Origin of the sequence: Streptomyces sp. URMC 123 (genome assembly GCF_051386515.1) — a bacterium.
In the GTDB taxonomy this organism is placed as follows: Bacteria; Actinomycetota; Actinomycetes; order Streptomycetales; family Streptomycetaceae; genus Streptomyces.
In genome coordinates this window covers 1-752 of sequence record NZ_JBPQTV010000669.1, presented here as the reverse complement: position 1 = coordinate 752, position 752 = coordinate 1, and the positions used below count along the sequence as shown (strand labels likewise).

Below are 752 nucleotides of genomic sequence, written 5' to 3'. Positions count from 1 at the left end.
CCGTCTCGTGCGCCGCGCTGCGGGGGCACCCCGCTACGTCCCCTCCGGTGGCATGGGCGCACAAAGCGGGGTGGGGGGTTACGCGCTCCCCGCGTGCGGGGTTCCCGCCGTGCCGCGATCCATGGCGGCAAGTGACGCCAGGTGGTCCACCACCTCGTCGATCGGCCTCCGGGTATCGATTTCCACCGTGGCCGACGAGCGGAGCAACGGCTCGACCTCGGCGGTGTCCGCCACGATCCGATCGCGTTCCTCGGCGGTCCTGCCGTAGGGATTGGTGCTGCGGGTGGCGACGCGTTCGAGCATGGTGGACAGCGGCGCACTGAGAAGGACGATCTCCTTGAACCGGGGGTAGAACTCCTGCTGGTTCAGGACCGTGCCCCCGATGAACAACGGCTCGCCCGAATGCTCGTGTTCCGCGATCAGCGCCTCGATCCGGTCCTCGCGCCACTGCGGCTCCATGCCGGTGCCGTCGGGAAGAGGGGCGTTCTCGATCCACCCGCCGACGTCGGTGTCCACTGTCCGGTACCCCCGCTGTTCCAGCCGGGCCAGAACCGTTGACTTGCCCACCCCGGACATACCCGTCACCAATATCACTGCCACGTGGACAGAGTAGGACGGCCGTCGAGAACAGAGAGCCGGGGGACGGCCGCAGCCAGAGATGGTTTTTCACTCCCCCACCGCGGGCGCGTCGCTCTACGGGCCGGAGGGGACGTGGCGGGGTGCCCCCGCAGCGCGGCGCACATGCTCCCAGG

General features: G+C 69.4%; 1 protein-coding gene. It reads right to left on the bottom strand.

Annotated features, from left to right (window positions below; genetic code table 11):
• Positions 1–78: 78 nt before the first annotated feature.
• The gene (locus tag ACSNOD_RS31555; protein ID WP_436770496.1) at positions 79–585 is read right to left on the bottom strand and encodes an AAA family ATPase; all 507 of its coding nucleotides are present in this window, start codon (positions 583–585) and stop codon (positions 79–81) included.
• Positions 586–752: the final 167 nt, after the last annotated feature.